General features: G+C 61.7%; 26 protein-coding genes and 3 pseudogenes. 16 read left to right on the forward strand and 13 right to left on the reverse strand.

Features of this window, described 5'->3' with window-relative positions:
* Positions 1–48: 48 nt before the first annotated feature.
* The 12 genes and pseudogenes from hutI (at position 49) to MOQ67_RS03015 (ending at position 12,786) form a co-directional block, all read left to right on the forward strand.
* Positions 49–1,254, forward strand: a complete 1,206-nt coding sequence (gene hutI / locus MOQ67_RS02960) for an imidazolonepropionase (protein ID WP_198718233.1) — start codon at positions 49–51, stop codon at positions 1,252–1,254.
* A gap of 11 nt (positions 1,255–1,265) precedes the next feature.
* Entirely contained in the window at positions 1,266–2,066 is an 801-nt protein-coding gene (gene hutG / locus MOQ67_RS02965) for an N-formylglutamate deformylase (RefSeq protein WP_198718232.1), read from the forward strand.
* A gap of 52 nt (positions 2,067–2,118) precedes the next feature.
* Positions 2,119–2,202 (forward strand): hypothetical protein, encoded by an 84-nt coding sequence (locus tag MOQ67_RS02970; protein ID WP_232591853.1) that lies wholly within the window; start codon positions 2,119–2,121, stop codon positions 2,200–2,202.
* A gap of 8 nt (positions 2,203–2,210) precedes the next feature.
* Entirely contained in the window at positions 2,211–2,576 is a 366-nt protein-coding gene (locus MOQ67_RS02975; protein ID WP_046384987.1) for a hypothetical protein, read from the forward strand.
* Positions 2,577–2,913: 337 nt separating this feature from the next.
* Entirely contained in the window at positions 2,914–3,885 is a 972-nt protein-coding gene (gene pip, locus MOQ67_RS02980; RefSeq protein WP_017849899.1) for a prolyl aminopeptidase, read from the forward strand.
* Complete coding sequence (gene dtd / locus MOQ67_RS02985) at positions 3,882–4,319, forward strand: D-aminoacyl-tRNA deacylase (protein WP_046490853.1); 438 nt, start codon at positions 3,882–3,884, stop codon at positions 4,317–4,319. The genes pip and dtd overlap by 4 nt, the downstream gene beginning before the upstream one ends.
* A 323-nt stretch (positions 4,320–4,642) precedes the next feature.
* Positions 4,643–6,322, forward strand: a complete 1,680-nt coding sequence (locus MOQ67_RS02990) for a glucan biosynthesis protein G (protein WP_186357264.1) — start codon at positions 4,643–4,645, stop codon at positions 6,320–6,322.
* Positions 6,315–8,923, forward strand: a pseudogene (gene mdoH, locus MOQ67_RS02995) (glucans biosynthesis glucosyltransferase MdoH). The gene MOQ67_RS02990 and the pseudogene mdoH overlap by 8 nt, the downstream one beginning before the upstream one ends.
* A gap of 150 nt (positions 8,924–9,073) precedes the next feature.
* Positions 9,074–9,874 (forward strand): transporter substrate-binding domain-containing protein, encoded by an 801-nt coding sequence (locus MOQ67_RS03000; RefSeq protein WP_046384983.1) that lies wholly within the window; start codon positions 9,074–9,076, stop codon positions 9,872–9,874.
* 220 nt (positions 9,875–10,094) lie between these two features.
* Positions 10,095–10,892: a transporter substrate-binding domain-containing protein gene (locus MOQ67_RS03005; protein ID WP_017849894.1), complete on the forward strand. Its 798-nt coding sequence runs from the start codon at positions 10,095–10,097 to the stop codon at positions 10,890–10,892.
* Between the two features lie 207 nt (positions 10,893–11,099).
* The gene (locus MOQ67_RS03010; protein WP_017849893.1) at positions 11,100–12,059 is read left to right on the forward strand and encodes an amino acid ABC transporter permease; all 960 of its coding nucleotides are present in this window, start codon (positions 11,100–11,102) and stop codon (positions 12,057–12,059) included.
* Complete coding sequence (locus MOQ67_RS03015; RefSeq protein ID WP_198718312.1) at positions 12,052–12,786, forward strand: amino acid ABC transporter ATP-binding protein; 735 nt, start codon at positions 12,052–12,054, stop codon at positions 12,784–12,786. Before MOQ67_RS03010 ends, MOQ67_RS03015 begins: the two co-directional genes overlap by 8 nt.
* Positions 12,787–12,789: 3 nt before the next feature.
* Here the strand turns inward: MOQ67_RS03015 and MOQ67_RS03020 are convergent, their stop codons facing one another.
* From MOQ67_RS03020 to ubiE, 12 genes and pseudogenes are all read right to left on the reverse strand, one after another.
* Positions 12,790–14,697: a methyl-accepting chemotaxis protein gene (locus tag MOQ67_RS03020; RefSeq protein WP_198718313.1), complete on the reverse strand. Its 1,908-nt coding sequence runs from the start codon at positions 14,695–14,697 to the stop codon at positions 12,790–12,792.
* 142 nt (positions 14,698–14,839) lie between these two features.
* Positions 14,840–15,712, reverse strand: coding sequence for a methyl-accepting chemotaxis protein (locus tag MOQ67_RS03025; protein ID WP_371928175.1), 873 nt, complete (start codon positions 15,710–15,712; stop codon positions 14,840–14,842).
* Positions 15,698–16,756: pseudogene (locus MOQ67_RS03030) on the reverse strand (methyl-accepting chemotaxis protein); the annotation flags it as partial. The gene MOQ67_RS03025 and the pseudogene MOQ67_RS03030, both read right to left, overlap by 15 nt.
* Positions 16,757–16,837: 81 nt before the next feature.
* Positions 16,838–17,545 (reverse strand): 16S rRNA (uracil(1498)-N(3))-methyltransferase, encoded by a 708-nt coding sequence (locus tag MOQ67_RS03035; protein ID WP_046490843.1) that lies wholly within the window; start codon positions 17,543–17,545, stop codon positions 16,838–16,840.
* On the reverse strand, positions 17,542–18,336 hold the full coding sequence (gene tatC / locus MOQ67_RS03040) for a twin-arginine translocase subunit TatC (protein WP_017849888.1): 795 nt from the start codon (positions 18,334–18,336) through the stop codon (positions 17,542–17,544). Before tatC ends, MOQ67_RS03035 begins: the two co-directional genes overlap by 4 nt.
* Positions 18,333–18,743, reverse strand: coding sequence for a Sec-independent protein translocase protein TatB (gene tatB / locus MOQ67_RS03045; RefSeq protein WP_017849887.1), 411 nt, complete (start codon positions 18,741–18,743; stop codon positions 18,333–18,335). Before tatB ends, tatC begins: the two co-directional genes overlap by 4 nt.
* A 10-nt stretch (positions 18,744–18,753) precedes the next feature.
* Positions 18,754–19,032, reverse strand: a complete 279-nt coding sequence (locus MOQ67_RS03050; RefSeq protein ID WP_017849886.1) for a twin-arginine translocase TatA/TatE family subunit — start codon at positions 19,030–19,032, stop codon at positions 18,754–18,756.
* Positions 19,033–19,057: 25 nt separating this feature from the next.
* Positions 19,058–19,390: a phosphoribosyl-ATP diphosphatase gene (locus tag MOQ67_RS03055; protein WP_017849885.1), complete on the reverse strand. Its 333-nt coding sequence runs from the start codon at positions 19,388–19,390 to the stop codon at positions 19,058–19,060.
* A gap of 2 nt (positions 19,391–19,392) precedes the next feature.
* On the reverse strand, positions 19,393–19,785 hold the full coding sequence (gene hisI, locus MOQ67_RS03060; protein WP_017849884.1) for a phosphoribosyl-AMP cyclohydrolase: 393 nt from the start codon (positions 19,783–19,785) through the stop codon (positions 19,393–19,395).
* 41 nt (positions 19,786–19,826) lie between these two features.
* Positions 19,827–21,431, reverse strand: coding sequence for a ubiquinone biosynthesis regulatory protein kinase UbiB (gene ubiB / locus MOQ67_RS03065; RefSeq protein WP_017849883.1), 1,605 nt, complete (start codon positions 21,429–21,431; stop codon positions 19,827–19,829).
* Entirely contained in the window at positions 21,428–22,051 is a 624-nt protein-coding gene (locus MOQ67_RS03070; RefSeq protein ID WP_017849882.1) for a ubiquinone biosynthesis accessory factor UbiJ, read from the reverse strand. The genes ubiB and MOQ67_RS03070 overlap by 4 nt, the downstream gene beginning before the upstream one ends.
* Positions 22,051–22,821 carry a bifunctional demethylmenaquinone methyltransferase/2-methoxy-6-polyprenyl-1,4-benzoquinol methylase UbiE gene (gene ubiE, locus MOQ67_RS03075; protein ID WP_017849881.1) on the reverse strand — a complete coding sequence of 257 codons (771 nt, stop codon included), beginning with the start codon at positions 22,819–22,821 and terminating at the stop codon, positions 22,051–22,053. The genes MOQ67_RS03070 and ubiE overlap by 1 nt, the downstream gene beginning before the upstream one ends.
* 144 nt (positions 22,822–22,965) lie before the next feature.
* Between ubiE and MOQ67_RS03080 the strand changes: the two genes are divergently transcribed.
* From MOQ67_RS03080 to MOQ67_RS03095, 4 genes and pseudogenes are all read left to right on the forward strand, one after another.
* Positions 22,966–23,241 carry a polyhydroxyalkanoic acid system family protein gene (locus MOQ67_RS03080; protein WP_017849879.1) on the forward strand — a complete coding sequence of 92 codons (276 nt, stop codon included), beginning with the start codon at positions 22,966–22,968 and terminating at the stop codon, positions 23,239–23,241.
* Positions 23,242–23,345: 104 nt separating this feature from the next.
* A complete protein-coding gene (locus MOQ67_RS03085) occupies positions 23,346–23,768 on the forward strand; it encodes a phasin family protein (RefSeq protein WP_198718314.1) in 423 nt (140 codons plus the stop codon).
* Positions 23,769–23,780: 12 nt separating this feature from the next.
* Positions 23,781–24,611: a phasin family protein gene (locus tag MOQ67_RS03090; RefSeq protein ID WP_198718315.1), complete on the forward strand. Its 831-nt coding sequence runs from the start codon at positions 23,781–23,783 to the stop codon at positions 24,609–24,611.
* A 60-nt stretch (positions 24,612–24,671) separates the two neighbouring features.
* Positions 24,672–24,812, forward strand: a pseudogene (locus tag MOQ67_RS03095) (DNA-binding response regulator); the annotation flags it as partial.
* A 23-nt stretch (positions 24,813–24,835) separates the two neighbouring features.
* Here the strand turns inward: MOQ67_RS03095 and MOQ67_RS03100 are convergent.
* Entirely contained in the window at positions 24,836–25,456 is a 621-nt protein-coding gene (locus tag MOQ67_RS03100; RefSeq protein WP_017849876.1) for a TetR/AcrR family transcriptional regulator, read from the reverse strand.
* Between the last annotated feature and the right edge of the window lie 14 nt (positions 25,457–25,470).

Raw genomic sequence — 25,470 nt, forward strand, 5'->3', positions numbered from 1 at the left:
GAGCAAGCTCGCTCCTACAGGCAACAGCGACCACCTTGGGAGGCATTGATGAAAGTCCTTTGGCAACACTGCCACATCGCAACCATGGCCCACGGCAATTACTCGATCATCAAGGATGCCGCCCTGGTCACTGCCGGTTCGCTGATCGAGTGGATCGGCCCGCGCAGCGAAGTGCCGGCTGCGGATTACGCCCAGGTGCATGACCTGCACGGCGCGTGGGTCACCCCCGGGCTGATCGACTGTCACACCCACACGGTGTTCGGCGGTAACCGCAGTGGTGAGTTCGAGCAACGCCTTCAAGGCGTCAGCTACGCCGACATCGCCGCCCAGGGCGGCGGTATTGCCAGCACCGTGCGCGCCACCCGCGCCGCCAGCGAGGATGAACTGTTCGAAAGTGCCCACAAGCGCCTGCGCAGTTTGCTGCGCGACGGCGTGACCACGGTGGAGATCAAATCCGGCTACGGCCTCGACCTGGCCAGCGAGCGCAAGTTGCTGCGGGTGATTCGGCGCCTCGGCGACGCGCTGCCGGTCAGCGTGCGCGCCACCTGCCTGGCCGCCCATGCGTTGCCGCCGGAATACAAGGACCGCGCCGACGCCTACATCGATCACATCTGCAGCGAAATGCTCCCAGCCCTGGCCGCGGAAGGGCTGGTGGACGCGGTGGATGCGTTTTGCGAATACCTGGCGTTCTCGCCGGCGCAGGTGGAGCGTGTGTTCAAGGTCGCGCGGCAACTCGGCCTGCCGGTAAAGCTGCACGCCGAGCAACTGTCGTCGCTGCACGGTTCCAGCCTGGCCGCGCGTTACCAGGCGCTGTCGGCGGATCACCTGGAGTTCATGACCGAAGACGACGCCATCGCCATGGCCGCTGCCGGCACCGTCGCGGTGCTGCTGCCGGGCGCGTTCTACTTTCTGCGCGAAACCCAACTGCCGCCGATGGACGCCCTGCGCAAGCACGGGGTGAAGATCGCCATCGCCAGCGACCTCAACCCCGGTACTTCACCGGCCTTGTCGGTGCGCCTGATGCTGAACATGGCCTGCACCCTGTTTCGCATGACCCCGGAAGAAGCCCTGGCCGGCGCCACCCAACATGCCGCCACCGCGCTGGGCATAGGCGATACCCATGGCTCGCTGGAAGTGGGCAAGGTCGCCGACTTTGTCGCCTGGCAGATCGATCGTCCCGCCGACCTGGCCTACTGGCTGGGCGGCGAGCTTGAAAAACGCGTCGTGCGCCACGGCGTCGATGTCACTGTTTAAGGAGTCGCACTGTGGATAACGTTCTGAACTTCAAACAAGGCCGCGTGCCGCTGCTGATCAGCATGCCCCACGCCGGCCTGCGCCTGACGCCTGCCGTGCAGGCCGGGCTGATCCCCGAGGCGCAAAGCCTGCCGGACACCGATTGGCATATCCCCACGCTGTATGACTTTGCCGAAGAACTCGGCGCCAGCACCCTGGCGGCGGAGTACTCGCGGTTTGTCATCGACCTGAACCGGCCCTCCGACGACACGCCGCTGTACGCCGGCGCCACCACTGGTTTGTACCCGTCGATCCTGTTCGATGGTGTGCCATTGTTCCGCGAAGGCCTGGCGCCATCCAGGGAAGAGCGCGCCACCTACCTCGAGCAGATCTGGATGCCGTATCACCGCACCCTGCAAGACGAACTGGCGCGGCTCAAGGCTGAATTCGGCTACGCACTGTTGTTCGACGCACATTCGATCCGCTCGGTGATCCCGCACCTGTTCGACGGCAAACTGCCGGACTTCAACCTCGGCACCTTCAACAACGCCGCCTGCGACCCTGGGCTGGCCAGCCAACTGGAAGCCATCTGCGCCGCGCATCCGCAGTACACCCATGTGCTCAACGGACGCTTCAAGGGCGGGCATATCACCCGGCATTACGGCAACCCGGCGCAGAACATTCATGCCGTGCAGTTGGAGTTGTGCCAGAGCACGTATATGGAAGAGTTCGAGCCGTTCCGTTATCGCGAGGATCTGGCGGGGCCGACGCGGGGGGTGTTGAAGCAGTTGTTGGAGGGTTTTCTGGCGTGGGGGCAGAAGCGTTACTGCTGAAGCAGGTGGTCAGTTGGGCATTCGCCCACGATCTCCTGCAACCGTCATTGAGATGACTAAGGTGCGAGTGCTCATCAAATATGCAGAGTTCAACAATATGCCTATGTATATTTTGACGGCGTTTCCAATCCTTTGAGGCAGTCAATGACTTACGGGTATCTAGAGAGCTTCATGTATGGTGAGGTGGCAGAGGGCGTAGGCGCATGGCTTGTCGACGCCGAATCAAACGTCGCGCCTACGGCGCTTTCGGATATTGTGAAGGGGTATGTTGATAACCGATCACGCTTCGCATCTTTTATGCTCAAAAGAGATATCGGACGCTACCTGAAAGCAAACCTCACCGCTACGGGCCTGAAAAACGCCGCTCCTTTTGACTATGAGCTTTGTTTTTCCGAGCAATATTTTGGCTGTAGTAATCAGCAGTTTTTGCAGCAGGTCTCTCAGTTACTTGATGTAAATCTCAAGCGCACTAAGTGGCGAAACGTAAAACGTTTTTTGAAATGGCGCTGAGATGCCATGTTGATGATCTTGCTGCTTCTAAGGTCAGACTTCGCCCGCTGCGCGAAGACGGCTTTTTATATGACACACACCTGCAAGCGGCGGGCGTGAACGCTGTGCCGTACCCTGCAAAGGCCTGATCCATCGGCTGCCTGCCTGCGGGCGCAGAGCGAGGTGGAGGAGGGCGACCGGCTCTACAACGGCCTATTGGCTTACCTGGGTAGCGAACTGCTGACACAGGTCTAAGTGCTCAAGGACATGCTCATTGCACAATTCGGGTTTATAGTGCCAGACGGCAGAATAAAAGACGTCCCCCCAGGGATGAACCCGACCCCCTACGGAGCGCGCAATGCAGACTTGGTACCCGCAGATCAAACCCTACGCCCGGCACGATCTGGCCGTCGATGACACCCACACCCTGTATGTCGATGAAAGTGGCTCCCCCGAAGGCTTGCCCGTCGTATTCATCCATGGTGGCCCTGGTTCCGGTTGCGACGCCAACAGCCGCTGCTATTTCGATCCGAACCTGTACCACATCGTCACCTTTGACCAGCGGGGCTGCGGGCGTTCCTCTCCCCGCGCCAGCCTGGAAAACAACACCACCTGGGACCTGGTCGCCGACCTCGAGCGCATTCGCGAACACCTGGGCATCGACAAATGGGTGTTGTTCGGCGGCTCCTGGGGTTCGACCCTGGCGCTGGCCTACGCGCAAACCCATCCCGAGCGCGTGCATGGCCTGATCGTGCGTGGGATTTTCCTGGCCCGGCCCCAGGACATCCGCTGGTTTTACCAGGAAGGCGCCAGCCGCCTGTTCCCGGATTACTGGCAGGATTACCTCGCACCGATCCCCCAGGACGAGCGCCACGACCTGCTCACCGCATACCACAAGCGCCTGACCGGCAACGACCAGATTGCCCAGATGCACGCCGCCAAGGCCTGGTCCACCTGGGAAGGGCGCATGTTGGGCCTGTGCCCGAACCCGCAGTTGATCGAGCGTTTCGCCGAGCCCCAGCGCGCGCTGTCGATTGCCCGCATCGAGTGCCACTACTTCACCAATAATTCCTTCCTGGAACCCGACCAACTGATTCGCGACATGCACAAGATCGCCCATCTGCCTGGCGTAATCATCCACGGCCGCTACGATATGATCTGTCCGCTGGATAACGCTTGGGAGTTGCATCAGGCCTGGCCGAACAGTGAACTGCAGGTGATCCGCGAGGCGGGCCATGCGGCGTCCGAGCCGGGCATCACCGATGCCTTGGTGCGCGCGACCGGCGAGATGGCGCGTCGTCTGCTGGACTTGCCGCCTGAAGAAGCATGAAGGGCCTGTTGCAACGGGTGCGCGGCGCCCGGGTCGAGGTCGCGGGCGAAATCGTGGGGGCGGTCGACCAGGGTTTGCTGGTGCTGGTGGCCGTCGAACCGGGGGATACTGTCGAGAGCGCCGACAAACTGCTGCACAAGCTGCTTAACTATCGGGTGTTCAGCGACGACGATGGCAAGATGAACTTGTCGCTCAAGGATATCGACGGCGGTTTGCTGCTGGTGTCGCAGTTCACCCTGGCGGCGGATACCAAAAGCGGGCTGCGGCCAAGTTTCTCTACCGCCGCGCCGCCGGCCCTGGGGGCGGCACTTTTTGCGCACTTGCTGTTACAAGCGCAACAATTGCATGACAAGGTGGCGTCAGGGCGTTTTGGTGCGGATATGCAGGTTCATTTGGTCAATGATGGCCCTGTGACCTTCCTCCTACAGACATGAATGTATTAAAAACGACGTTAATGCCTAAAAACGCAGGGTTTCGCTACAAATACTTCGTTGTCCCTGATGCGTTGTCTCGCGGGCTACTAGATAATCGCGCGCTACGGGGATCAGCGTTGATTGGTCCATTTTTGACTTAGGTAGAGACTTGTCCGACAGCCTCAGGGGAATCATTTTGCCCCAGGGGAGTCGGAACAATGCTCGCCAACCTGGCATATAGATAGCTGGCCGTTGGTTTTTTGATCTGTTTTCGGCGAGGGTTGCTCGTGATTGTTAGTCCCTGTAATGCACCAAAATTGTCTGCCAAACGGTTACGAAACGCACTGGTGACGGGCTCCGCCCTGTTTTGCCTGTTCGGCGCGGGTCAACTGTGGGCATTCAGTCTGGATGATGTGTCGGCCAAGGCAAAAGAGCTGGCCGGGCAGAAATACGAAGCTCCGCGCAGCAATCTGCCGAACGAATTCCGCGAAATGAAGTTCGCTGACTACCAGAAGATTCGTTTCCGCAACGAAAAAGCCGAGTGGGCCGATCAGAACACCCCGTTCAAGCTGTCCTTCTATCACCAGGGTATGCACTTCGATACACCGGTGAAGATCAACGAAGTCACCGCCGACAGCGTCCAGGAAATCAAATACGACCCGACGCGCTTCGATTTCGGCGACGTCAAATTTGATCCCAAGGCCACTGAGCAGCTGGGTTATGCCGGTTTCCGCGTGCTGTTCCCGATCAACAAGGGCGACAAGCAAGACGAAATCATGACCATGCTCGGCGCCAGCTATTTCCGCGTCGTGGGCAAGGACCAAGTGTATGGCCTGTCCGCCCGTGGCATGGCGATCGATACCGCGCTGCCGTCCGGCGAAGAATTCCCGCGTTTTACCGAGTTCTGGATCGAGCGTCCGAAGCCGGGCGACAAGCATCTGGTGATCTTCGCCCTGCTGGATTCGCCGCGTGCCACCGGCGCCTATCGCCTGATCCTGCGCCCTGGCACCGACACCGTGGTCGACGTCAAGTCCCAGATGTTCCTGCGCGACAAGGTCAGCAAGCTGGGCGTTGCCCCGTTGACCTCGATGTTCCTGTTCGGCGCGAACCAGCCGTCCAAGGTCCTCAACTACCGTCGCGAGTTGCATGATTCCAGCGGCCTGTCGATCCACGCCGGCAATGGCGAGTGGATCTGGCGCCCGCTGAACAACCCTAAACACCTGTCGGTCAGCAACTTCACCGTGGAAAACCCACGTGGTTTCGGCCTGCTGCAACGCGGTCGCAACTTCAGCCACTACGAAGACCTGGACGACAACTACGACAAGCGCCCGAGCGCCTGGATCGAGCCTGAAGGCGACTGGGGCAAGGGTTCCGTCGACCTGGTAGAGATCCCGACCGCCGACGAAACCAACGACAACATCGTTGCCTTCTGGAGCCCGGAAAAACTGCCGGAAGTCGGCCAGCCGCTGGATGTTGCCTACCGCCTGCACTGGACCCTGGACGACGCCGCCTTCCATTCGCCGGACAGCGCCTGGGTCAAGCAGACCCTGCGTTCCACTGGCGACGTGAAGCAATCCAACCTGATCCGTCAGCCGGATGGCAGCGTCGCGTACCTGGTGGACTTCGAAGGCCCGGCCCTGAAGAAACTGCTGCCGGACGCCCCGGTGCGCAGCCAGGTGAGCGTGGGTGACAACGCCGAACTGGTGGAAAACAGCGTGCGTTACAACGAGCACACCAAAGGCTGGCGCCTGACCCTGCGCATGAAGATCAAGGACCCAAGCAAGCCTACCGAAATGCGTGCGGCCCTGGTCCAGGACATCGTGCAGCCTGAGCCCGAGAAGGTCTCGACCCAAGTGCTCAAGGCTGACAAGGTTTTGGCCAAGCAGCACGAGAAACAAGCCAAGAAAGACGCCAAAGACAAGGAAGCCAAGCAGCCAGAAGCTGCCCCAGCCACACCGGAGCCGATCAAGACCGAGCAAGTCCTGACCGAAACCTGGAGCTATCAGTTGCCTGCCGATGAGTAATTCTCAAGTCCAGCCAGAGACTCTGTCCGAGTACCTGGCGCATCTGCCGATGACCGCAGAGCAGCGCGCCGAACTGGCGGGCTGCACATCCTTCAGCGAACTGCACGAACGTTTGTCGTCCAAGGCGTTCGATGCGCCGGTCGACGCCGCCCAGGCGTCGGTTGGCCGCCGGTTGACCCTCAGCACGGCCGAAGAGCTGGAGGACGCTGAAATGCTGGCGCTCGACGCCAGCGGCCGGGTGTGCCTCAAGGCGACGCCGCCGATTCGTCGGACCAAGGTGGTACCGGAGCCGTGGCGCACCAATATCCTGGTGCGCGGCTGGCGCCGGCTGACCGGCCGCACCAACCCGCCGAAGCCGCCGAAAGACGAGCGCGTGTTGCCGGCGGCGCGCTGGCGCACGGTCGGTTCGATCCGTCGCTACATCCTGCTGGTGCTGATGCTCGGCCAGACCATCGTGGCCGGCTGGTACATGAAAGGCATCATGCCGTACCAGGGCTGGTCGCTGGTCGACTTCGACGAGATCCGCAACCAGACCTTGCTGCAGACCGCGACCCAAGTGCTGCCATACGCCCTGCAAACCAGCATCCTGATCATGTTCGGGATCTTGTTCTGCTGGGTGTCGGCCGGTTTCTGGACCGCGTTGATGGGCTTCCTCGAGCTGCTGACCGGCCACGATAAGTACCGGATCTCCGGTAAAAGTGCCGGCCACGAGCCGATTCCGAAGAATGCGCGCACCGCGCTGGTGATGCCGATCTGCAACGAAGACGTGCCCCGCGTATTCGCTGGCCTGCGCGCGACGTTCGAGTCGGTCGCGGCGACCGGTGACCTGGACCGCTTCGACTTCTTCGTGCTCAGCGACAGTAACGACGCCGACATCTGCATCGCCGAACAGCAAGCCTGGCTCGACGTGTGCCGCGAAGCCGGTGGCTTCGGCAAGATCTTCTATCGCCGCCGTCGCCGTCGCGTCAAACGCAAGAGCGGCAACCTCGACGACTTCTGCCGTCGCTGGGGCGGTGACTACAAGTACATGGTCGTTCTCGACGCCGACAGCGTGATGAGCGGCGAATGCCTGACCAGCCTGGTGCGCCTGATGGAAGCCACGCCGGATGCCGGGATCATCCAGACCGCGCCACGGGCGTCGGGCATGGACACCCTGTATGCGCGCATGCAGCAGTTTGCCACCCGCGTGTACGGCCCGCTGTTCACCGCCGGCCTGCACTTCTGGCAGCTGGGTGAATCCCACTATTGGGGTCACAACGCAATCATCCGTATGAAGCCGTTTATCGAGCACTGCGCCCTCGCGCCGTTGCCGGGTAAAGGCGCGTTCGCCGGTGCGATCCTCTCCCACGACTTCGTCGAAGCCGCGCTGATGCGCCGTGCCGGCTGGGGCGTGTGGATTGCCTACGACCTGCCGGGCAGCTACGAAGAACTGCCGCCGAACCTGCTGGATGAACTCAAGCGCGACCGTCGCTGGTGCCACGGCAACCTGATGAACTTCCGCCTGTTCCTGGTCAAGGGCATGCACCCGGTCCACCGTGCGGTGTTCCTCACCGGCGTGATGTCCTACCTGTCGGCCCCGTTGTGGTTCTTCTTCCTGGTGCTGTCGACGGCGTTGCTGGCGGTGAACACCTTGATGGAGCCGCAGTACTTCATGGCACCGCGCCAGTTGTACCCGCTGTGGCCGCAATGGCATCCGGACAAGGCCGTGGCGCTGTTCTCCACTACTATCGTGCTGCTGTTCCTGCCCAAGTTGCTGAGCGTCATCCTGATCTGGGCCAAGGGCGCGAAAGAGTTCGGTGGCAAGTTCAAGGTGACAATGTCGATGCTGCTGGAGATGCTGTTCTCCATGCTGCTGGCGCCGGTGCGGATGATCTTCCACACCCGCTTCGTCCTCGCCGCGTTCCTCGGCTGGGCCGCGACCTGGAACTCGCCGCAGCGTGACGACGACTCCACCCCCTGGGGTGAAGCGGTCAAGCGCCACGGTCCGCAAACCTTGCTCGGCTTCCTCTGGGCGCTGCTGGTGGTGTGGTTGAACCCGAGCTTCCTGTGGTGGCTGGTCCCGATCGTCGGTTCGTTGATGCTGTCGATCCCGGTGTCGGTGATTTCCAGCCGGGTCAAGCTGGGCCTCAAGTCCCGTGACGAGAGCCTGTTCCTGATCCCTGAGGAATACAATCCGCCGCAGGCGCTGCTGTCGACCGAGAAGTACACCCACGAAAACCGCTGGCACGCCCTCAATGACGGGTTCGTGCGTTCGGTGGTCGACCCGCAGCAGAACGCCCTGGCCTGCGCCCTGGCGACCTCGCGTCACCGTGAGGCGGAGCCGATCGAGTACCTGCGTGGCGAGCGCGTGCGCTATGCGTTGAAAGTCGGCCCGGCCGGCCTCAACAACGCCGAACGCCTGGCCCTGCTCAGTGACCCGGTGGCCCTGGCCCGCCTGCACGAGCAGGTCTGGAGCGAAGGGCATGCCGAGTGGCTGGGCGCCTGGCGTCAGTCCTTCAAGTCCGACCCGCACGCGCCATTGCTGCCGTTGCAACCGTTGTCGTCCCAGGCTCAACCGGCCTGATTCAGACGCCCCCGAGGGTTCTCCTCGGGGGCGCTTGAAGCGCTGGTCCTACAGCGTTTCCCGTCTCTTCCTTTGTGCTCTAACTCCTTGTTATTTCGAAACAAAAGTCGCTGGTTCGAGGCGTATTGCCGTGCCTGTGTCTGAGTTAGCATCGCCCCCCGAAATTTGACTCGAGCACAGGGGGATTCATGATCAAAAGGTATTGTTCGGCATTGCTGATGGGCGCTGTCGCATTGATTCACGGTGCTCTGGTGCAGGCCGGCGCGCTGGACGACGCCGTTCGGCGTGGCGTGCTGAAGGTCGGCACCACGCCCACTTACGTGCCGTTCGAGATGACCGATAAACAGGGGCGTATCGTCGGTTTTGAAGTCGACTTGCTGCATGCGATGAGCCGCGCCCTGGGGGTCGAGCTTGAACTGGTGGCGGTGCCGTACACCGAGTTGCTGTCGGGGCTGATGGCGAGGAAGTTCGATCTGATCGGCAGCGGCATGACCGTCACGCAGGAGCGCAACCTCAAGCTGAATTTCAGCGACTCGTTTATCGTGGTCGGCCAAACGGTGTTGCTGCACCCGCGCCTGGCCGGCAAGGTCGCCAGCATTGAAGACCTGGACGAGGCCGGCTACCGCATCGCCACCACCGAAGGCACTACCGCGCAGGCGGCGGCGCAGCGGTTTCTGGGGGCGGCTCGGCTCAGCAGTTTCGCCACGCCGGAGGAAGGGGTGCGCCAGGTGGTGAGCGGGGTGGCCGATGCGTTTATTCATGATGCGCCTTACAACCTGATCGCCATGACCCGGCCGGAAAACCAGGCATTGCTGGCGCTGGAGCAACCCTTCACCTACGAGCCCCTGGCGTTCGGCCTGAAAAAAGGCGATTACGACAGCCTGAACTGGATCAACCATTTCCTCAACCAAGTGGCCCAGGACGGCACCTACGATCGGCTGTACGACAAGTGGTTCAAGGACACCGACTGGATGGCCGAGGTCGACTGAAAGTCATACCTACTTACACATCAATCAATTGCCCTCGCCCGACAATGAAGTGTCTACGTCTGCGCTTTGCCGCAGTGCTGTAGGGCTATTCCGACATACCTCGACAACTATTACCGGTGAAACCTTTGTACCGGGCAGCGAGTGGGTTAGGATCGCACCCCGAAATGGTGCAGCCCTTTTTGCGCGCCGACTTCATAAGAATCGTTCAGGGGACTTGATGATGAAAAAGTATCTTTCGATGCTGCTGCTCGGCGTCACCGCGCTGGTCGCTGCCAATGTGGCTCAGGCCGGGGCCATCGATGATGCGGTCAAGCGCGGCACGCTGAAAGTCGGCATGGACCCGACCTACATGCCGTTCGAAATGACCGACAAGCGTGGTGAAATCATCGGCTTCGAAGTCGACCTCCTCAAGGCCATGGCCAAGTCCATGGGCGTCAAGCTGGAGTTGGTGTCCACCGGCTACGACGGCATCATCCCGGCCTTCCTCACCGGCAAGTTCGATATGATCGGCAGCGGCATGACCCTGACCCAGGAACGCAACCTGCGCCTGAACTTCAGCGAACCGTTCATCGTGGTTGGCCAGACCCTGCTGATTCGCAAGGACCTGGAAGGCACCATCAAGTCCTACAAAGACCTGAACGACGAGAAGTACCGCCTGACCTCCAAGCTCGGCACCACCGGCGAGATGGTCGCCAAGAAGCTGATCTCCAAGGCCAAGTACCACGGCTACGACAACGAACAGGAAGGCGTGCTGGACGTGGTCAACGGCAAGGCCGATGCCTTTGTGTATGACGCACCGTACAACGTGGTCGCCGAGAAGAAAGTCGGTAATGGCAAGCTGGTGTTCCTCGAAGAACCCTTCACCTTTGAACCGCTGGCCTTCGGTCTGAAGAAAGGCGATTACGACAGCATCAACTTCATCAACAACTTCCTGCACCAGATCAAGAACGACGGCACCTACGATCGCATCCATGACAAGTGGTTCAAGAGCTCCGAGTGGCTCAAGGACATGGAATAACGCCGGCTCCTATGGCTCCTGCTTTCTGTAGGAGCGAGCTTGCTCGCGAAGGCCGTCAACGATAACGCGGGCTTACTGAATAAACGCGGTGTCTTTGAGTTTTTCGCGAGCAAGCTCGCTCCTACAAAATGCCTTGACTGAATGGCATTAGGGCAAGCCCGCCCGCCACAAAGGCGGGGCTTACCCGACCCTTTTGGATGTTGAGTAATGAAACAGAAAAAAGCCCAATGGCCCTGGCACCTGCTGACCGTGGTCGTGCTCGTCGGCCTGGCGGGCGCCTTGTACTACGCCACGTCGCTGATGTCCTACGAATGGCGCTGGAACCGCGTACCGCAATATTTCGCCTATCAGGCCGAAACATCGCAGCGCGCGGCGGATATCTCCACCGTTGTCGAACTGGTGCGCAAAGGCGATGTGGCCGAAGTCACCCTGCGCAACGACGCGGGCACGGAGCAAAAGCTCAGCGTGGCCGACAACAGCCTGAAAGTGGCGCGCGGCGATGACGTGGCGGAAGGCGATGTAGTGGGCGTGACCCGGCAGTGGGCGCTAGGCCCGTTGATGTGGGGCTTGTGGACCACCTTGTGGCTGTCCTTCGTGTCCGGCGTGCTGGGCTTGGCGATTGGCCTGGCGACGGGCCTGTGCCGGCTGTCCAGCAACCCGACCTTGCGCGATCTGTCGACGATCTACGTCGAACTGGTGCGCGGCACGCCGCTGTTGGTGCAGATCTTCATCTTCTATTTCTTTATCGGCACGGTGCTCAACCTGTCCCGGGAGTTTGCCGGGATCGCCGCGCTGTCGCTGTTCACCGGGGCCTATGTGGCGGAAATCGTCCGCGCCGGTGTGCAGTCGATCACCCGTGGCCAGAACGAAGCAGCACGCTCGCTGGGCTTGAGTGCCAGCCAGTCGATGCGCCATGTGGTGCTGCCGCAGGCGTTCAAGCGCGTGCTGCCGCCCCTGGCCGGGCAATTTATCAGCCTGGTGAAAGACACTTCGCTGGTGTCGGTGATCGCGATCACCGAGCTGCTCAAGAGCGGCCGCGAAGTCATCACCACTTCGTTTTCGCCGTTTGAAATCCTGTTCTGCGTGGCAGGCCTGTACCTGTTGATCAACCTGCCGCTGTCGAAAATGGCCAGCCGGCTTGAGCGGAGGCTCGCGCAAAGTGATTGAAGTCCGCGATCTGGTAAAAGTCTTCGACACCCGTGGCCATGTGGTGCGCGCGGTGGACCACGTCACCACGCAGGTCGCCAAGGGCGAAGTGCTGGTGGTGATCGGCCCGTCCGGCTCCGGCAAGTCGACCTTCCTGCGCTGCCTTAACGGCCTGGAAGAGTTCGATTCGGGGTCGGTGAGCATCGACGGCCTGCAACTGGCCGATCCGAAAACCGACGTGAACGCCTATCGCCGCGAAGTCGGCATGGTGTTCCAGCACTTCAACCTGTTCCCCCACATGACCGTGCTGGAGAACCTGTGCCTGGCGCAGAAAGTCGTGCGCAAGCGCGGCAAAAAAGAGCGTGAAGCCAAGGCCCTGGCGTTGCTGGAAAAGGTCGGCATCGCGCAAAAGGCCAACGAGTTTCCCTCGCGCCTGTCCGGCGGCCAGCAGCAGCGGGTGGCGATAGCCCGCGCGCTGGCGATGGAGCCCAAGGTGATGCTGTTCGACGAGCCCACCTCGGCCCTCGACCCGGAGATGGTCGGCGAAGTGCTCGACGTCATGAAAACCCTGGCCCTGGAAGGCATGACCATGGTCTGCGTCACTCACGAAATGGGCTTCGCCCGTGAAGTGGCGGACCGGGTGTTGTTCTTCGATCACGGCAAGCTGCTCGAAGACGCGTCCCCGGCCAAGTTCTTCGACGCGCCGAAAGACCCGCGAGCCCAGGCCTTCCTGCGCCAGGTGCTGTGAGCCTCAGAGCCTGAACTTGCCGACCAGTGTCTGCAAATCCAGGCTCAACTGGCTTAACTGAGCGCTCGCCGCCGCCGTTTCTTCACTGGCCGCGGCGGTTTGCTCGGACACATCGCGCACCTTCAACACACTGCGATTGATCTCCTCGGCCACCGCGCTTTGTTCCTCGGCGGCGGCGGCAATCTGCGGGTTCATTTCCTGGATGACCGACACCGTGCGCGCAATGGCCGCCAGGGCGTCGCCGGCGTCGCGGGTCAGGCTGACGCTGTTGTCCGTGAGGCTGCGACTGCTGTCCATGATGTCCGCCACCTGCTGGGTGCCGGTATGCAGACGCAAGATCAGTCCTTCAATTTCCTCGGCCGATTCCTGCGTGCGCAGGGCCAGGCTGCGCACTTCATCGGCGACCACCGCGAAACCTTCCCCGGCACTGCCCGCGCGCGCCGCTTCGATGGCGGCGTTCAAGGCCAGCAGGTTGGTCTGCTGGGAGACTGACTTGATCACGTCGAGCACGCTGCCGATCTGTTGGCTCTCCTGCTGCAACGCCAGCATCGCCCGGCTGGACAGTGCCATTTCACTGGCCAGATGGCCGATCTGCTCCACCGCCTGCGCAACCACTTTGTCGCCGAGGTGGGTCTGTTGGTCGGCTTCGCTCGCCGCGATCGACGCTTGCTCGGCATGCCGGGCGACCTCCTGGGCGGTGGCGAGCATTTCATTCATGGCCGTGGCCACCTGGTCGGTTTCGTCCTTTTGGTTGTTGACCCCGGCGCGGGTTTGCTCGGTGACGGTGGATAGCTGCGTAGCCGCGCTGGCGATTTGCCGGGCGCTGTCGCCGATGCCGCTGATCAGGCCACGCAGGTTGCGGATCATCTGCGCCATGCTCTGCTGCAACTGGCCCAGTTCATCGCGGCGCTCCACGGCGGGGTTTTCGCTTAAGTCGCCCGCGGCAATGCGGTTGGCGACGGCCAAGGCCTCGCGCAGCGGCACGGCGATTTGCCGGGCGATCCACCAGGCCGCCAAGGCCCCCAGCAGCAGGGCGGCAAGGGTGACGCTGATCAGCAGGGTTCGGGTGTGCTGCGCTTCCCGGTCGCGTTTGAACGCCTGGCCCTGGCTGACCAGATCGCTTTGCGCCAGCAACTGATTGAGTTGTTGTTCAAAGCGGTTTTGCACGGTCTCGGTGTCGAGTTGTGCCTGCTTGAGCGTGGTCAGCAGCGCACGGTATTGCGCGAGGTCGGTTTTGAGCAGGGTGGCGTCCACGGGCAGGCTGGTGACGGCGACTTGAGCGACGTCCAGGGCGTCGAGGGCCTTGCCCACCGCTTCGGCATAGGCCTGCAACGACTCGGCGGCCCAGGCGGGGCTGCGCGCGCGATCTTCGGCCTGTTCCATGGCCTGGCGCAGATCTTCGATGGTGTCGAGCGCCTGCTGGTCTTGCTGGTCAGGCAGTTCGCTGGACAGTTGCGCGAGGGTGTCGCTGGCTTGCAGGGCGGCTTTTTGCAGCGGCGGCCGGGCGTTTTCCCGCTGTTCGATCAACGGCGGCAATTCCACCAGCACCGCTTTGAAGGCGGCCACCAGGCGTTCGGCTTCCTCGAGACGCTGCAGGTCGGTCGGGTCTTTCATGTGTTTTGACAGGTAGTCGAGGTGCTGGTCGATTTTTTCGATCTGCCGCGTCATTTTGCCCAGGCTGGCCGTGTCGGTGAGCGTTCGGTACACGATGCGGTCGGCGCGCATGGCCTCCGCGTCGGCGGCCAGTTGGCCCAGCACCGTCAGGTTGCTGGAGCGGAACAGTGCGGCATTCAAGGCCTGCCAGCCTGTCATGGCGATGATGAAACTGAGGACCAGCACCTGGCCAAAACCCAGGGCGAGTTTGAGTCGGACGCTGGCGTTGACCAGCAAGCGGGTCAGCCGAGGAAACATGATGAACCTCCAAATCTGAAAAAGCGCTGCGCAACAAGGCAAACGCTAAAACGATTTGGGGTGAGGGCGGGCTGATAAGCGTGTAGGAAATTTCACAAGTTGCTGAAGTGCGGCGACCCGGATGGGTCGCCGCCCAGCCCGGTCAGATGCGGAAACGTCCGACCAGGGTTTGCAGGTAGATGCCCAGGCGCGCCAGTTCGGCGCTGGAGGCGGCGGTCTCTTCACTGGCCGAGGACGTCTGTTCCGACACATCGCGCACGTTCAGCACGCTGCGGTTGATCTCTTCGGCCACGGCGCTTTGTTGCTCGGCGGCAGTGGCGATCTGCGAGTTCATCGCCTGGATCGTCGATACGGTACGGGTGATGTTCGCCAGGGCGCTGCCGGCGCGGCGCGTCAATTCGACGCTGCTGTCGGTCAGCCCACGGCTGTTGTCCATGATGGTCGCCACTTGCTGGGTGCCCGTTTGCAAGCCGACGATCAGCTCTTCGATCTCTTCCGTGGATTTTTGCGTGCGCTGGGCCAGGCTGCGCACTTCATCGGCCACCACCGCGAAGCCGCGCCCGGCTTCACCGGCACGCGCTGCTTCAATCGCGGCGTTCAGCGCCAGCAGGTTGGTTTGTTGGGCCACCGACTTGATCACGTCGAGCACGCTGCCGATCTTGTCGCTTTCGCGCTTGAGATGGCCCATGGCCTCGGTGGAGTTGCCGACTTCGGTGGCCAGGCGTTCGATCTGGGCGATGGCTTCACCGACCACCTTGTCGCCTTCGCGGGCCTGCTGGTCCGCTGCCACGGCGGCTTCGGACGCTTCCTCGGCGTTGCGCGCAACTTCCTGCACGGTCGCGGCCATTTCATTCATGGCCGTGGCGACTTGGTCGGTCTCGATTTTCTGATTGTTGACCCCGGCGCTGGTCTGCTCGGTGACCGACGACAATTGCTCGGCGGCGCTGGCGATCTGGGTGACGCCGTCGCTGATGCCGCCGATCAATTCGCGCAGGCCTACGGTCATGCTTTGCATGGCGCGTTGCAGTTGGCCCAGTTCGTCCTGGCGCGTGGACGTCAGGTCGTGGCTCAGGTCGCCCGAGGCAACGCGCTCGGCCACCTTGAGGGTCTGATTCAGCGGGATGACGATCTGGCGCGTGATCGCCCAGGCGGCCACCAGGCCAAAGATCAATGCCAGCACGGTGGCCAGCAGGAGCAGGTACTTGGCCTGGGCGGCATCGGTGTCGCGCACAGCGGTCTGGGAAATTGTCAGTTTATCGCTGCGGTTCAGCAGGACATCGCCTTGCGCGCTCATGGTTTTGAGTGCGACGGCGGTGGCCACCTGGGAGTCGCGGAACTGGCTGACGGCGGCGCGATAGGCTTGCAGCGAGACACTGGCCTGCTGCAGGTTGGCCTGGTATTGCTCCTGCAATGAACCTTGCAGTTCAGTGATCTTCTTCAGCGCGTTGTCGATGGCGTCGAGCGCGGGTTGCTCAGCCTCGACCTTACCGCTGTAGGTGTAACCGCGGACCTGGAAGCGCGCTTGCTGGATCAGCTTGCTCAGGTCGACCACGCTATTGAACTGGGTGACGCTGTCGCTTTGCAGCAGGGACTTCTCGACTTCAGTCACCTTGAGCACCGCATTGTCGGCGGTATTGCCCAGCTTGCTGCGCGCATCTTCGCGGCTTGCGCCGGCTTGCGCCATATCGCTGAATGCGCGCTTGTATTGCTCCACGGCGGCCAATTGCTCATCGATCAGGGCGATGTCGGCAGGTTGTTCGATCAGCGTGCGGGCGGTCTTCATGCCGCTGTCCAGGCGGTTCAGCAGCTCGCTGACGGCCGCCGTGCCTTGTTCGCCACGGCGCATTTCATAGTCCAGGCGGGCGATACGCAGGTCTTTGGTCAAGACATTGAGGCTGGAGATATACCCCAGTTTGTCGCCGCGGCTGGCCACATCGCCCAGGCCGGTCCAGCCGGTGAAGGTGATCAACAAGGTGAGGAGCAACACCAGGCCAAAGCCTACGCCCAGTTTGTGGTTGACGCTGACATTCCCCAGCTTTTCGGCTAACCAACGATGCATGCTGCGAACTCCCGTGGAACAAGGCTTGGACTTATTCGACGGTTATCGGCAGCGCAGCAAGAATCTGTAGGAATTGGTTGGCTAGAATAGCCGGGCAAGCAGGGCGGTGACGGCGGTTTCCACGCGCAGGATGCGCGCGCCCAGTTGCACCGGTTGCAAGCCGGCCTTGCTCAGCAGGTCGACCTCGTAGGGAATCCAGCCGCCTTCCGGGCCGATGGCCAGGGTTACCGGCTCGTCCAGACCGCGCGGGCACGGCGGGTAATCGCCGGGATGGCCGATCAGGCCGAGGGTGCCTGCGGTCATGGCGGGCAGGCGGTCTTCGACGAAGGGCTTGAAGCGTTTTTCGATGACGATTTCCGGTAGCACTGTGTCGCGCGCCTGTTCCAGGCCGAGGATCAATTGCTCGCGAATCGCCTCGGGCTCCAGGAAGGGGGTTTGCCAGAAGCTCTTTTCCACGCGGTAGCTGTTGACCAGCACCACCTTCGGCACGCCCATGGCGGCGACGGTCTGCAGCACCCGGCGCAGCATTTTCGGGCGTGGCAGGGCCAGCAGCAGAGTCAGCGGCAGTTTGGCCGGCGGCGGCAGGTCGAAGGCCACTTGCAGCTCGGCTTCGTGGGCTTCCAGGCGCAGCACTTGGGCATTGCCCATCAGCCCGCCGATACGCCCGACCCGCAGGTTGTCGCCCGCCGTCGCGCGGTGGACGTCCTGCATATGCACCAGGCGCCGGTCACGCAGGACCACCCGGTCGGCCGCGATAAAGTCGGCCTCTTCAAGCAGCAACAGGTTCACGGCTGGGTCGCTGGCGGCTGGTCGTTGTCGTCGGCGGCTTGGTCGTCGGGGTGTTCGCCACGCTTGGTGATCAGGCTGCTGAACAGGATGCCGATCTCGAACAGCATCCACATCGGCACGGCCAGCAGGGTCTGGGAGAAGATGTCCGGCGGGGTCAGGATCATGCCGACCACGAAGCAGCCGATGACCACGTAGGGACGGATCTTCTTCAGGTACTGCACGTTGACCACGCCGATCCACACCAGCAACACCACGGCCACCGGAATTTCGAAGGCCACGCCGAAGGCGAAGAACAGCGTCATCACGAAGTCGAGGTAGCTGGTGATGTCGGTCATCATCTCCACGCCGGCCGGGGTGGCGGCGGCGAAGAACTTGAAGATCAGCGGGAACACCAGGAAGTAAGCGAACGCCATGCCGGTGTAGAACAGCAGGATGCTCGACACCAGCAACGGCACCGCGATGCGCTTCTCATGCTTGTACAGGCCGGGGGCGATGAAGCCCCAGATCTGGTGCAGGATCACCGGGATCGCCAGGAACAGCGAGACCATCATGGTCAGCTTCAATGGCGTCAGGAACGGCGACGACACGTCGGTGGCGATCATCGTCGCGCCGGCCGGCAGGTAATGGCGCAGTGGCGTGGAGACGAAGGTGTAGATCTGCTGGGTAAAGGCGAACAGCCCGGCAAAGATCACGAAGATCGCCGCCACGCAACGCAGCAGGCGGGTACGCAGCTCGGTGAGGTGCGAGACCAGTGGCATGTGCTGGTCGTTTTCCGGTTTATCAGCGCTCATGGGGCTCGCGGCGGCAATGTAGGGTCATGGGGAGCGGGCGGCGCGGTTGGCGTCGGCGCTGGCTCGGTTGGAGCGGTCGGGGTAGCGGGCGCTGCTTCAACAACGGGCGTGGGCGCAATGCTGTGTTCGGCCACCGGTGTCACTGGCTTTGCCTGCTCCTGCACCGGCGTCAGAATATTGCGCGCCTCCTGCTCCAACGACAGGATGTGTTCGTTGTGCAGTTGGCGGCGGATTTCGTCGGCGCCGATTTCCCGTTCAACTTCCTGTTTGATGGCGTTGAAACTGCGTTTCAGACGCCCGATCCACAAGCCGGCCGTGCGCGCGGCACCGGGCAGGCGTTCCGGCCCGAGTACCAGCAAGGCCACGAGGCCGACGAGCAGCAGTTCAGAGAAGCTGATACCAAACATTAGTCAGTGCTCACGAGTCTTTGCGGATCGGCTCTTCGACTTTTTCAGCCTGCACGTCGAAGGTGCGACGCTCGGTGATCGGCTGGGTCGCCTGCGGGTGGACCGGTTGGGCCGGCGGCACCGGGTTGGCGGCGGGTTCGGCGGGTTTTTCGTCGTCGTTCATGGCCTTGCGAAAGCCCTTGATCGACTCGCCCACGTCGGTGCCGAGGTTTTTCAGTTTCTTGGTGCCAAATACCAGAACGACCACCACCAAGATGACGATCCAATGTTTCCAGTCAAAAATGCCCATGCTGCAATTCCTCTGTAAAAGTTATTCAGGCGGACGGGCGCGAGGCCTTTTCGGCATGCCCGGACAAGCCGAAGCGACGGTCCAGTTCATCCAGCACGGCCTGCGGATGCTGCCCCAGTTGGGCGAGCATGACCAGGCTGTGGAACCATAGGTCGGCGGTTTCGTAGATCACATCGCTGCAGTCGCCGCTGATCTCGGCATCCTTGGCGGCGATGATGGTCTCGACGGATTCTTCGCCGAGTTTTTCCAGGATCTTGTTCAGGCCCTTGTGGTACAGGCTGGCGACGTAGGAGCTTTCGGCATCCGCGCCTTTGCGCTCTTCCAGCACCTGGGCCACACGGTTCAGGGTATCGCTCATGTTCAGTGTCCTGCCGAGTAAATGGCGTGCGGGTCTTTGAGTACCGGCTCCACAACCTTCCACTCGCCGTTCTCGAACACGCGATAGAAGCAGCTGTGGCGGCCGGTGTGGCAGGCGATGCCGCCGATCTGCTCGACCTTGAGGATCACCACGTCGGCGTCGCAGTCCAGGCGTATCTCGTGCAGGGTTTGCACGTGCCCGGACTCTTCGCCCTTGCGCCACAGTTTGCCACGCGAACGTGACCAGTAAATGGCGCGCTGCTCAGCGGCGGTGAGGCTCAGGGCCTCGCGGTTCATCCAGGCCATCATCAGCACGCGCCCGGTCTTGTAGTCCTGGGCAATGGCCGGCACCAGGCCGTCACTGTCCCACTTGATCTCATCCAGCCAGTCTTTCATCTTCGGCTCCGGCAATTTGCGACAGTGTATAACCGGATTGGCTACCGACGCACGATCAGATAAACACCCACGGCGACCATGATGCCGGCCGGCCAGTGGCCCAGTTGATTCAGCGGCCCGCCGATGGCCAGCATCACCCCGCCGACCAGATGCGCGGCGCCCAGCAGGCGCAGGAACCAGTCGTCCTTGCGCGTGTGCCACGGCGGCGTCGGGTCTTTGGCGTGGGGCTGGGACATGCGTTCCAGCAGGTCGCGGGTCATGTTGGCCAGGTGCGGCAGTTGCTCCACCTGGCTCTGCAGGTTGCCCAGCAGGGTTTTCGGGCTGACCCGCTCGCGCATCCAGCGTTCGAGGAACGGCTGGGCGGTGTTCCACAGGTCGAGATCGGGGTACAGCTGGCGGCCCAGGCCTTCAATGTTCAGCAGGGTTTTCTGCAGCAGCACCAACTGCGGCTGCACTTCCATATTGAAGCGCCGCGCGGTCTGGAACAGGCGCATCAGCACCTGGCCGAAGGAAATGTCTTTCAGCGGCTTTTCGAAGATCGGCTCGCACACGGTGCGGATCGCCGCTTCGAATTCGTTGAGCTTGGTTTCCGCCGGCACCCAACCCGAATCGATGTGCAACTGCGCCACGCGGCGATAATCGCGCTTGAAGAAGGCGAACAGGTTGCGCGCCAGGTAGTCCTGGTCTTCCGGGGTCAGGCTGCCGACGATGCCGCAGTCGATCGCAATGTACTGCGGGCTCCACGGGTTGAGGGTGCTGACGAAGATATTGCCGGGGTGCATGTCGGCATGGAAGAAACTGTCGCGGAACACCTGGGTGAAGAAGATCTCCACGCCGCGCTCGGCGAGCATCTTCATGTTGGTGCGCTGGTCGGCCAGGGTCGCGAGGTCGGTGACCTGCACGCCGTAGATGCGCTCCATCACCAACACTTTCGGGCGGCACCAGTCCCAATACACTTGCGGCACATACAGCAGCGGTGAGCCTTCAAAGTTGCGCTTGAGCTGGCTGGCGTTGGCCGCTTCGCGCAGCAGGTCAAGTTCGTCGTAAATGGTTTTTTCGTAGTCGGCGACCACGTCCACCGGGTGCAACAGGCGCGCGTCGGCGGAGAAGCGTTCGGCGGCGCGGGCGAGAATGAACAGCCACGCCAGGTCTTGGCCGATGATCGGCTTGAGGCCTGGGCGAATCACCTTCACCACCACTTCTTCGCCGGTCTTGAGCTGCGCCGCATGCACTTGCGCCACCGAGGCCGAGGCCAGGGGCTCGACGTCGAAACGGCTGAACACGTCGCTGATCTTCCGGCCCAACTGCTCTTCGATCAGCTTCATCGACTGCTGCGAATCGAACGGCGGCACGCGGTCCTGCAGCAGCATCAGTTCGTCGGCGATGTCTTCGGGCAGCAGGTCGCGACGGGTCGAGAGGATCTGCCCGAACTTGATAAAGATCGGCCCCAGATCCTGCAAGGCCAGGCGCAGGCGCGCGCCACGGCTCAGGTCCAGCGGCTTGCGCGGGAACCAGCGCCACGGCAACACATAGCGCACGGCAAGCAGGAACCACGGCAACGGCAGGGCGAACAGCAGGTCATCGAGGCGGTAGCGGATTACGACGCGCTGGATACGGAACAAACGGCGGACGGCGAGCAGCTTCATGCGTTATCGCTTGGATCAAGGGAACGGCTCAGGCGCTCGAAGCGGGCCTCAAGGCGTTCCAGGTCGATTTTGGCCTTGTCGAGTTCACGAAAGCGCGCTTGCGCTTCCCGTTGTCCGACCAGGGTGCGCGATTCTTCGCTCAGGTATTCGGCGAGGTTCTGGTTGAGGCTGGCGAACCCCTGCTGGTACCAGCGCGTGCGACTGCGCAGGTGGCCGCTGATCAACTGGGTGGGCACGGGGCCGATCCAGCGCGACAGTTCGTATTCCCAGTCCAGTTCCAGGTCCTGCAGCACGGCGGCCAGGTCCATCAGCACCGCGCTGTCGCCTTCCAGCGCCACTTCGGGGCCGTGGAGGATGGCGGTCTTGTTGCGGCTCAGCGCCAGGTGCAACAGGCTCGAGGCCGGCGCACGCAGGGTGCAGTCGGCCTCGGCGGCCCAATGGGTCGCGAGCAACAGGCCTTCGTCGCTGGGCAGGATAAACAGCTGCAAGGCGGGGCTCGTGCAGTCGACGGCGATGATCTTGCCGTTCAAGTGCGCCAGCCGCGCCAGGGCGGTGCTGTCCAGGCGCAGCACGCGGTTGACGCCGTGTTCGACGCTGGCGAGCAGGCCTTGGAACAGCATCAGGGCTTGATGCCGCGGTGCAGGGCGACGATGCCCGAGGTCATGTTGTGGTAGGTCACGCGGTCGAAACCGGCGTCCACCATCATCGACTTCAGGGTTTCCTGGTCGGGGTGCATGCGGATCGATTCGGCCAGGTAGCGATAGCTCTCGGCGTCGTTGGTGATCAGCTTGCCCATCAACGGCATGAAGGCGAACGAGTAGGTGTCGTAGACCTTGGACATCAGCGCGTTGGTCGGCTTGGAGAACTCCAGCACCAACAGCCGGCCACCGGGCTTGAGCACGCGCAGCATCGAGCGGATCGCGTCTTCCTTGTGGGTCACGTTGCGCAGGCCGAAGGCGATGGTCACGCAGTCGAAATGGTTGTCGGGGAACGGCAGCTTTTCCGCATCGGCCTGGACGAATTCGATATTGCCGGCCACGCCTTTGTCGAGCAGGCGATCGCGGCCGACCTTGAGCATCGAGCCGTTGATATCCGCCAGCACCACCTGGCCGGTCGGGCCGACCAGCTTGGAGAACTTGGCCGCCAGGTCGCCCGTGCCGCCAGCGATGTCCAGCACGCGATTGCCGGTACGCACGCCCGACAATTCGATGGTGAAGCGCTTCCACAGGCGGTGCATGCCGCCGGACAGGACGTCGTTCATCAGGTCGTACTTGGCCGCAACGGAGTGGAACACTTCAGCGACTTTCTGCGCTTTCTGGCTTTCCGGGACGTTCTTGAAGCCGAAGTGAGTGGTGGGTTCGGCATCGCTGCCTTTGCGCTGATCAGTCATATCGCTGTCACCAAAAGAGAATGCGGGACATGATAATCCCCAAGGCCTGCTTTGTCTTGGCAAGGCTGAAGGTAAGATAGGTGCTCACCGAGACCTTTTGCCGCATGGCAGGTGTTCAAGTCGTTATAAAGAGGAGTCGTTGCAATGGCCCGTATCACTGTTGAACGTGCACACACCCTGGGTAAAGAAGGCGCACGGGCGAAGGCCGAGAAGCTGGCACAGAAACTCCAGGATCAATATGGCCTGGAGCCTTCGTGGTCTGGCGATACGTTGAACCTCAAGCGTTCGGGGGTTAAAGGCACGGTGCAGGTTGCCGCTGATCTGTTGCGTATCGATGTAGAACTGGGCCTGCTGATGTCGGCCATGAGTGGCACCATCAAGACTGAAATCGAGAAAGCCCTGGATAAAGCCTTGGCCTGATCCGACTGTTGTTAGGGTGCCGATTCTAATTTTTCTGCCTACTTTGTGCCCAAGCCCTCAACTTCTGCGGGCCGTTCCTCCACCCTTTTTGCGTGAGGTGTTCCATGGCCAAAGTTACCCTGAAGAAAAAAATCGACGCCTCGAGCCACACCCTGGACGAGGTTAAAACCTATGCCCGCAAGATCTGGCTGGCAGGCCTGGGCGCCTATGCCAGGGTCGGAAACGAGGGCGGCGCGTACTTCAAAGAGCTGGTAAAGACCGGGCAACATGTTGAAAGTAAAGGTAAAAAAGTTGCGGTTGAACAACTTGATGCTGCCAACAGTCAGATTGACCAAGTAAAGAGTAATCTCTCCAGCGTCAAAGGCCGGGTTGAAGTTCAACTGGATAAAGTTGAAAAAGCTTTTGACACTCGTGTTGCAAGTGCCTTGAATCGAATCGGCATTGCGTCTAAACATGACGTGGAGACACTCTCTGCTAAGCTCGAAGAGCTGACGGCATTGCTCGAACGTGTCGCGCGTAAACACTAAGGAGACATCGGGATGGCTGTTAAAAAGACTACTCAGAAAGAAGGCAGCTCGTGGGTCGGGAAAGTTGAAGAATATTCCCGCAAGATCTGGCTGGCTGGTTTAGGCGTTTACTCGAAGATCGACAGTGACGGCAGCAAACTCTTCGAGACGTTGGTTAAAGACGGCGAGAAGGCCGAGAAGTTGACCAAAAGCACCGTGGGGAAAAAAGTCGATGCGGCCAAGGCCAGCGCCGGTTCCGCCAAGTCGAGCATTTCCGAGACTTGGAACAAGTTGGAAGAAACTTTCGACAAGCGCCTTAACAGTGCGATTTCGCGACTGGGCGTACCCAGCCGTGCTGAAGTGAAAGCACTGCACAGCAAGGTCGAGACCCTGACCAAACAAATCGAAAAACTCACCGGTGCCAAAGTCGCCCCGGTGAAGGCTGCTGCGTCCAAGCCTGCCGCTAAAACCGCTGCCGCCAAACCGGCTGCGAAAACGGCCGCCAAGCCACTGGTCAAAGCCGCCGCCAAGCCGGCTGCCAAACCTGCGGCCAAAGCGCCAGCCAAAGCCGTGGCTAAACCTGCGGCCAAGCCAGCCGCTAAACCAGTGGCCGCTAAAGCCGCTGCCAAGCCTGCTGCCAAACCCGCCGCTAAAGCGGTCGCCGCCAAACCTGCAGCGGCCAAACCTGCCGCCGCGAAGAAGCCGGTCGCCGCGAAAAAGCCCGCAGCAGCGAAGCCGGCCGTGGCCGCCAAGCCTGCGCCTGCGGCACTCGCCGCTTCCAGCGCCAACTCGGCAGCCGCGCCGACCGCTGCGCCTGCACCGACTGCCGCATCGGTAACCCCGACGCCATCCAGTCAGTCCTGATCTTTTCGGGGCACCTGAAAAAGCGCCCGGCCTGTGAAGGTCGGGCGCTTTTATGATCGGTCAGTCCATTCGATTGCCGCATGGTTCTCGCGCAGTGCAAGTACGATCAGTACGCAAAAACAATCGGCTTATCGAAAGTTGGGGATCAGAAGTGACTGCGAGCTGTTCAAGTTCACTCGACAGTTCGGTGAGCCTCAATGACGCAGTGCCTGTAAGGCACACGTTTAACCCGGATCGTCCATATAGCGCAGCGCCAGGCGCTCCGTGGTTTCCCGCGCCGCTGGCAACAGGTGCGGCGCGACCAGCATCATGATCTGGTAGACCACCACCTGCACCTCGCCTTCACGGTCGAGAATGCGTTGGTAGTCCAGGGAAAACAGCAGGGTCATGGTGATCTGCTCCACCAACTGGCCCAGCGCCTGGGTGCTGCTGACCAACTGCCCCGCCGCCTGCAGCCGTGCGAGTAATGACGCCAGGGTGCGCTTGAGCGCCGTGAGCAGGTGGCGAATGCCCCTTGCCAGTTTCGGCAGGCGTCCCGCCAGGTTCGACAGGTCCTGGAACAGGAACCGGTAATGGGCCATGCGCTCGACGATCAGGTGCAGGAACAGCCAGTAATCCTGGGCCTCCAGTTGCGCGCCCGGCGGTGGGTCGAGCAGGGGCGCCAGCTCACTCTGGAAACGCTCGAACAGCCCGAGCACCAGCGGTTCCTTGCCATGGAAGTGGTAGTAGAGATTGCCGGGGCTGATCCCCATTTCATTGGCCACCTCCATGGTCGACACGTTCGGTTCGCCCTTGTGGTTGAACAACAGCAGGGCACATTCAAGGATACGGTCGCGGGTTTTCATCCGGTCTTCTTAAA

The sequence above is a fragment of the Pseudomonas sp. LY-1 genome (genome assembly GCF_053502595.1).